The organism is Umezawaea sp. (assembly GCF_057122925.1).
On record NZ_DBNGPQ010000119.1, the window covers coordinates 1 to 6,674 of the forward strand.

5 protein-coding genes and 1 pseudogene are annotated in these 6,674 nt (G+C 72.7%); 3 read left to right on the plus strand and 3 right to left on the minus strand.

Annotation, left to right across the window (positions count from 1 at the left end):
- Positions 1–167 (plus strand): annotated as a pseudogene (locus AC156L_RS26975) (IS3 family transposase); the annotation flags it as partial.
- 352 nt (positions 168–519) lie between these two features.
- Here AC156L_RS26975 and AC156L_RS26980 read toward each other — a convergent pair.
- Both AC156L_RS26980 and pdxR read right to left on the minus strand, forming a co-directional pair.
- Positions 520–2,052, minus strand: a complete 1,533-nt coding sequence (locus AC156L_RS26980) for an ATP-dependent DNA ligase (RefSeq protein WP_484407365.1) — start codon at positions 2,050–2,052, stop codon at positions 520–522.
- A 37-nt stretch (positions 2,053–2,089) separates the two neighbouring features.
- A complete protein-coding gene (gene pdxR / locus AC156L_RS26985) occupies positions 2,090–3,454 on the minus strand; it encodes a MocR-like pyridoxine biosynthesis transcription factor PdxR (RefSeq protein WP_330878252.1) in 1,365 nt (454 codons plus the stop codon).
- A gap of 47 nt (positions 3,455–3,501) precedes the next feature.
- Here pdxR and AC156L_RS26990 point away from each other — a divergent pair, with 47 nt between their 5' ends.
- The gene (locus AC156L_RS26990) at positions 3,502–4,383 is read left to right on the plus strand and encodes a DMT family transporter (RefSeq protein ID WP_330878253.1); all 882 of its coding nucleotides are present in this window, start codon (positions 3,502–3,504) and stop codon (positions 4,381–4,383) included.
- Between the two features lies 1 nt (position 4,384).
- Here AC156L_RS26990 and AC156L_RS26995 read toward each other — a convergent pair whose 3' ends face one another.
- Positions 4,385–5,779 carry a class II fumarate hydratase gene (locus tag AC156L_RS26995; RefSeq protein WP_330878254.1) on the minus strand — a complete coding sequence of 465 codons (1,395 nt, stop codon included), beginning with the start codon at positions 5,777–5,779 and terminating at the stop codon, positions 4,385–4,387.
- A 103-nt stretch (positions 5,780–5,882) separates the two neighbouring features.
- Between AC156L_RS26995 and AC156L_RS27000 the strand changes: the two genes are divergently transcribed.
- A partial coding sequence (locus tag AC156L_RS27000) for an NAD(P)/FAD-dependent oxidoreductase (RefSeq protein WP_484407364.1) occupies positions 5,883–6,674 on the plus strand: 792 nt, incomplete at its 3' end.

Below are 6,674 nucleotides of genomic sequence, written 5' to 3' on the forward strand. Positions count from 1 at the left end.
ACGTTCTCGATCGGCGTACCTGGACCACTCGCGAGGAACTCCGGATCGCGATCGTGACCTGGATCGAGCGCACCTACCACCGTCGCAGGCGCCAGGCCGCTCTCGGCAGGTTGACCCCCATCGAATACGAAGTAATCATGGCCACGCCAGCCAGTCAGGCTGCGTGACTATCACTGTCACCTACTCGTGCAGCAGACCCGTTGGTCACCCGAGGCCGGTCGGTTACTTGGGTCCGGTTGGTCACCCGAGCCCGGTCGGATACTTGAGCCCGGTCGGTCATCTGAGCCCGGTCGGGTGGCTGGGCTCTGGGGGTGACCTGGCTCCAGCAGTTGTCTGGTTGCGTGCGTCTTCCGGAGTCTGGGTGCCTTCGGACCCTGGTGGGTCTCGCTGTTGGTGATCCTCCTGGCATCGCCGCCGGCTCTCGTGGGCCGCTCGTCTCCCTGGTGGGGCAGCCGGGACGAGCCACCTGCCGTCGGCGCCGCTGCCACAGTCCCGATCTACCAGCCCCGCGCCGCGCGGTCAGGCCTGCGTGGGTCGTCCTGCCTCCACTCCCCTGCCCGGCAGCAGGGCGCGTACCGCGTCGATCGTGTCCGCTTCCGCCGCGTCCTTGTCCGGTCTGTACCTGAGCACCCGTGCGAAGCGGAGAGCCAGGCCGCCTGGGTAGCGAGGGCTTACCTGGGCGCCGTCCAGTTCTATCTCGATCACCAACTGCGGGTTGACGACGACGCCCCACGGGTGGTTTTCGACGGCTATGTCGGCGAGGGCCTTGGTTTGCCAGGCCAGCAGTTCGTCGGTCATGCCCTTGAACGTCTTGCCGACCATGATCGGTGGGCCTCCGTCGGGGTCTCGGGCGCCCAGGTGGAGGTTCGAGAGTGTGCCGGAGCGGCGGCCGCTGCCCCATTCGACTCCCAGCACCACCAGGTCGAGGGTGTGGACCGGTTTCACCTTCTGCCAGGCGCTGCCCCTGCGGCCTGCGGCGTAGACGGAGGCCAGGGACTTGACCATGACGCCCTCGTGGCCCGCCGCGAGGGCGGCGTCGACGACGGCGGCCGCCTCGTCGGGTGACGGTTCCTGGACGCCGGGGATCACGTGGGCCCCGGCGACCGTGCGCAGCGCGGCCAAGCGCTCGCGCAGCGGGACGTCGAGGAGGTCCTGGCCGTCCAGGTGCAGGCAGTCGAAGAAGAACGGGGACAGGAGGAGTTCTCGGACGTCCTGGGCGCCGAAGCGGCTCATGGTCTCCTGGAACGGCCGTGGCTTGCCCTCGTCGGTGAGGGCCAGGGTCTCGCCGTCCAGGACGACCGAGGTGCACGGCAGGCCGCGGACGAGGTCCACCAGTTCCGGCACGGTCGAGGTGATCTCGCGCAGGGTGCGGGTGAAGATCCGCACCTCCGAGCCCGACCGGTGCACCTGGATGCGGGCACCGTCCAGCTTGTGCTCGACCACGACACCGCCCAGCTCCGCCATGGCCTCGGGCAGCGAGGCGGCGGGTGAGGCGAGCATCGGGCGGACCGGTCTGCCGACCTCCAGCGCGACGGCGGCCAGTTCCGCCTCGCCGCCGCGCAGGGCGGCCACCGCCGTGTCGGGCAGTGAGCCGGACAGCATGAACGCCCTCCGCACCACGGCCGCGGGCACGTCGGCCGCGGACGCGATGGCGTCCAGCATCACGCCCTCCAGCGCCCCCTGCCTCAGCTCACCGGTCAGCAGGCGGCGCAGGAAGTTCTGCTCCGCCGCCGTGGCGCGGCCGAAGAGGGCGGCCAGGAGCTCCGCGCGACGGCCCGCGGAGCCCTTGCCGCTGACCGACCCGTAGACGCCCAGCGCCTCGTCGACCTCCACCACCGTCAGCGACTCGCTCGCCGCCGGTGGCACGGCCAGCTCGCCCACCGTTCTCCAGCCGACACCGATGCGGCCCTGGCTGGGCACGCCGATGAGGAACGACACCACCGCCGGGGTGTCGAGCCGTTTCAGCAGCGCCGCCAGCGCGGCGACCTTGGCCAGCCGGGACCGCGTCGCGGCCACGGCCTCGGATGTCTCGACCAGCTCGGAGAACAGCACGGGGTCCATGGTGCACCCGTGCACCGACAAAAACCGGTCAGCGGAGTTCGCGGACCGCCTCGCGCAACCGATCGGGCGACAACGACGCGTAGCCGAGCACCAGACCCGGCCACATCGGTGTCCGGGAGTAACGGGCCAGCGCCATCACGTTCACCCCGCGGTGGGCGGCGCGGTCCTGGACCGCCAGGTCGTCGGTGCCCGGCGGGAGGCGGACGACCACGTGCAGACCCGCCGCGACGCCCACGGGTTCCCACGACGGCAGCTCCTCGGCGAGCGCGTCGAGCAGCGCGTCGCGGCGCTTCCGGTACAGGGCGCGGGTTCGGCGGAGGTGGCGGTCGTAGCCGCCGGTGCGCAGCAGGTGCGCGAACGCGGCCTGGTGGACGACGTCACTGCCCATGTCCTCGTACCGCTTGCGCGCGATCACCTTCTCCCGCAACGGTTCCGGCACCACCATCCACCCGAGCCGCAGGCCGGGGGCGAGCACCTTGCTCGCGCTGCCCTGGTAGACGACGCGGTTCGGGTCCAGGGCTTGCAGCGCGCCGACGGCGGGCCGGTCGTAGCGGTGCTCGGCGTCGTAGTCGTCCTCGATGACCAGGCCGTCGACGTTCCGCGCCCACCGGATCAGCGCGTGCCTGCGCGCGGGGTGCAGCACGACGCCCAGCGGGAACTGGTGCGCGGCGGTCACGTGCACGGCGCGCGTACCGGTGGCGGCCAGCTGGTCCACGCGGATGCCGCGGTCGTCCACGGGCACGGCGACGACCTCCAGCCCGTGGGAGCGCAGCATCTCCAGCACGCCGGAGTGGCAGGGGTGCTCGACGGCGATGCTCGTGTGCCCGTCCGCGACCAGCGTGCGCGCGAAGAGCGCCAACCCCTGCGCGGAGCCGTTGGTGAACACCACGGCGTCCGGTTCGGACACCACGGCGCGCACGCGGCCCAGGTAGTCGGACAGCTCGGCGCGCAGCGCGGGGTGGCCCGCGGCGGGCGGGTAGCCCAGCTCCTCGTCGGACAGCCCGGCCAGCCCGGCGCGGTAGGCGGCGATCCACTCGGCGCGCGGGAACGCGCTCAGCGCGGGCACCCTGGGGTGCAGGTCGTAGCGCCAGCGCGGCGGCGCTTCCGGCTGCGGCGCGCTGGCGGACGGCCAGCCGCCCGCGGCGGTCACGGTGGTGCCGGAGCCGCGCTTCGCCGACAGGTAGCCCTCGCCGACGAGCTGCGCGTACGCGGCCGTGACGGTGCCCCTGGCGACGTCGAGCTGCTGGGCCAGGTCGCGGCTGGACGGCAGGCGGGTGCCGGTCGTGAGCCTGCCGTCGCGGATGGCGCGCCGGAGTTCGGTCTCGACGGCCCGACGCCGCCCGGTCAACGCGGGGAGCAGCAGTTCCCGATAAGTGGACCAGTTGCCGGCCATGGAAGTGGAGCTTAAACCTGTGCCACCTGGGAGGCACGCTGTCCGGCATGACCAGTCGACTCGCGGTCGCCTCAGGGGCGTCCGCCGCCATCATCGTCGGGGCTTCGGTGCCGGTCACCGGCATGCTCCAGGACTACCCGCTGCTCACCGGCCAGGCCATGCGCTACACGCTGAGCGGGCTCGTGCTGCTCGCGTGGACGTTCGCCCGCGGTCAGCGCCCGGTCCCGCCGAAGCTCGGCGACGTGCCCGCGCTGCTGGCCCTCGTGGTGTTCGGGATGCTGGGTTTCACCGCCGCGCTGCTGCACGCGCAGCGCTACGCCGAGCCCGGCTTCGTGGCCGCGATGCTCGGCGGGACGCCGGTGGTGCTGGCCCTGGCGAGCCGGAAGCGGTCCGCGGTGACGGTCGTGGGCGCGGGGATCGTGGCGCTCGGCGTGGTCGTGCTGTCCGGCGGCGGCGCGTGGCACGGGCCCGGCCTGCTGCTCGCCGCGCTCGCGCTGGCGGGGGAGGCCGCGTTCACGCTGTGCGCCGTCGGCGTGGTGCGCAGGCTGGGCGGGGTGTCCGTGGCGACGTGGTGCTGCCTGGTCGCCGGGGCCGTCGGCGCGGTGCTCGGCACGGTCGCCGGCGGCTGGCGGGTGCCGACGCCGCGGGAGGGGCTCGCCCTGGTCGCGCTGGCCGTCGTGCTGACGGCGGTCGCGTTCGGGCTCTGGTACTTCGCCGTCGGCAGGCTCGGCGCCGACCGGGCCGGAGTCCTCATCGGACTGACGCCGATCTCCGGCCTCGTCGTGTCGGTCGCGTTGGGAGCGCAGGAGTTCGACGTGCTCGGCCTGGTGGGCGCGGCGGTCGTCGCGGTCGGGTGCGTCGTCGGCCTGTCGTCCAGCGGGGCGCGACCGCGCGCGGGCACGGTGGGACAACCCGTGCCCGCGCCGTGAGTCAGCGCCCGCCGCGGGCCATGTGCAGCACGTCGAGGGCGGCGTCGAGCTGCTCCTCGGTCAGCTTCCCCGGCACGTGGCCGCGGTCCAGCACGACCTCGCGGATCGTCCTGCGCTCCTTGAGGGACTGCTTCGCGATGGACGCGGCCTCCTCGTAGCCGAGGTAGCGGTTGAGCGGCGTCACGATCGACGGCGACGACTCGGCCAGCTCGCGCAGCCGCTCCACCTGCGGCTCGGTGCCCGCGAGGACCTTGTCCGCCAGCAGCCGGGCGACGGCGGCGAGCAGGCGGGCGGATTCGAGGACGTTGCGGGCGATGACCGGCAGCATCACGTTGAGCTGGAAGTTGCCCTGGCTGCCCGCGAACGCCACCGTCGCGTCGTTCCCGATGACCTGCGCGACGACCATCATGGTCGCCTCGGAGATCACCGGGTTGACCTTGCCGGGCATGATCGACGATCCGGGCTGGAGGTCCGGCAGCGCCAGCTCGCCGAGCCCGGTGCGGGGACCGGAGCCGAGCCAGCGCAGGTCGTTCGCGATCTTGAACAGGGCCACGGCGGTGGTCCTGAGCTGGCCGGAGATCTCCACGACGCCGTCCTGCGTGGCCTGGGCCTCGAAGTGGTCGCGCGCCTCCGTCAACGGCAGGCCGGTCACGGCGGCGAGTTCGGCCGACACCGCGGCGCCGAAGCCCTCCGGCGCGTTCAGGCCGCTGCCCACGGCCGTGCCGCCGATCGGCAGCTCCGCGAGCCGCGGCACCGACGACGTGAGCCGGTCCACGCCGTAGCGGACCTGCGCCGCCCACGCCCCGACCTCCTGGCCGAGCGTGATCGGCACCGCGTCCATCAGGTGCGTGCGACCGGACTTCACCAGGTCGGCCCACTCCGCCGACCGGCCTTCGAGGGTCGTCGCGAGGTGCTCCAGCGCCGGGAGCACGTCGCGGACCACGGCCTCCGTCGCGGCCACCCGCAGCGTCGTCGGGAACGTGTCGTTGGACGACTGCGACGCGTTGACGTGGTCGTTCGGGTGCACGTCGCGGCCCAGGTTCCGGGTGGCCAGGGTCGCGATCACCTCGTTCGCGTTCATGTTCGACGACGTGCCGGACCCGGTCTGGAACACGTCCACCGGGAAGTGCGCGTCGTGCACGCCCTCGGCGACCTCGTCCGCGGCGTCCGCGATGGCCCCCGCCACGTCGGGCGGCAGCACGCCGAGCCGCTCGTTCACCCTCGCGGCGGCCGCCTTGAGCAGCCCCATCGCCCTGATCTGCGACCGTTCCAGCCCGCGCCCCGAGATCGGGAAGTTCTCCACCGCCCGCTGGGTCTGCGCCCGCCACAACGCGTCGACCGGCACCCTGACCTCGCCCATGGTGTCGTGCTCGACGCGGTACCCCTGTTCACCCATGCTCCCCAGTTTGTCCCCGTAGGGGGATCTGGGCACGGTGGCGTTGAGCACCTAAGGTCGAATCCCTGCACTGCCACCCACCACTGGCAGAGGGGTACCACCCATGGATGTCGACTTGTTGATCGTGGGCGCCGGTCCCACGGGGCTGTTCGCGGCCTACTACGCGGGGTTCCGGGACCTGTCCGTCGCACTGGTCGACGCGCTGCCCGAAGCGGGCGGCCAGGTCACCGCGATGTACCCGGAGAAGATGATCTTCGACGTCGCCGGCTTCCCCGCGGTCCGCGGCCGAGACCTCGTCAACGCGCTGGTCGAGCAGGCCGCGCAGTGGAAACCGACGTACCTGCTCGGCCGCCAGGCCCGAACCATGTCCACTGTGGACTCGCGGCTGCACGTCGGGCTGGCCGACGGGACCGTCGTCACCGCGGGCGCGGTGCTGATCACCGCGGGCATGGGCGAGTTCCGCCCCCGCCCGCTGCCCGCGGGCGACGACTGGCTCGGGCGCGGGATGGTGCACTTCGTGCCGTCGCTGGCCGCGCACGCCGCCCAGCACGTCGTGATCGTCGGCGGCGGCGACTCGGCGTTCGACTGGGCGCACCACCTCATAGACCGGGCTGCCAGCGTGACGCTGATCCACCGGAGCGACCGGTTCCGCGCGCACGATGCGACGGTGGCGGCCGTGAGTGCGGCGGCGGCGGCCGGTCGCGCAACGGTGCTGACCTTCCACGAGCTCCAGGACGTGCACGGTAACGGTGACGCGCTGCACGGCTGCACCGTTCGCGACACGAAGACCAAGGCCACCCGCGATCTCGAGCTCGACGCCATTCTGCCGATGCTCGGCTTCGTCAGCGACCTCGGGCCGATGGCAGAGTGGGGGATAACGCTGGAGAAGAACGAG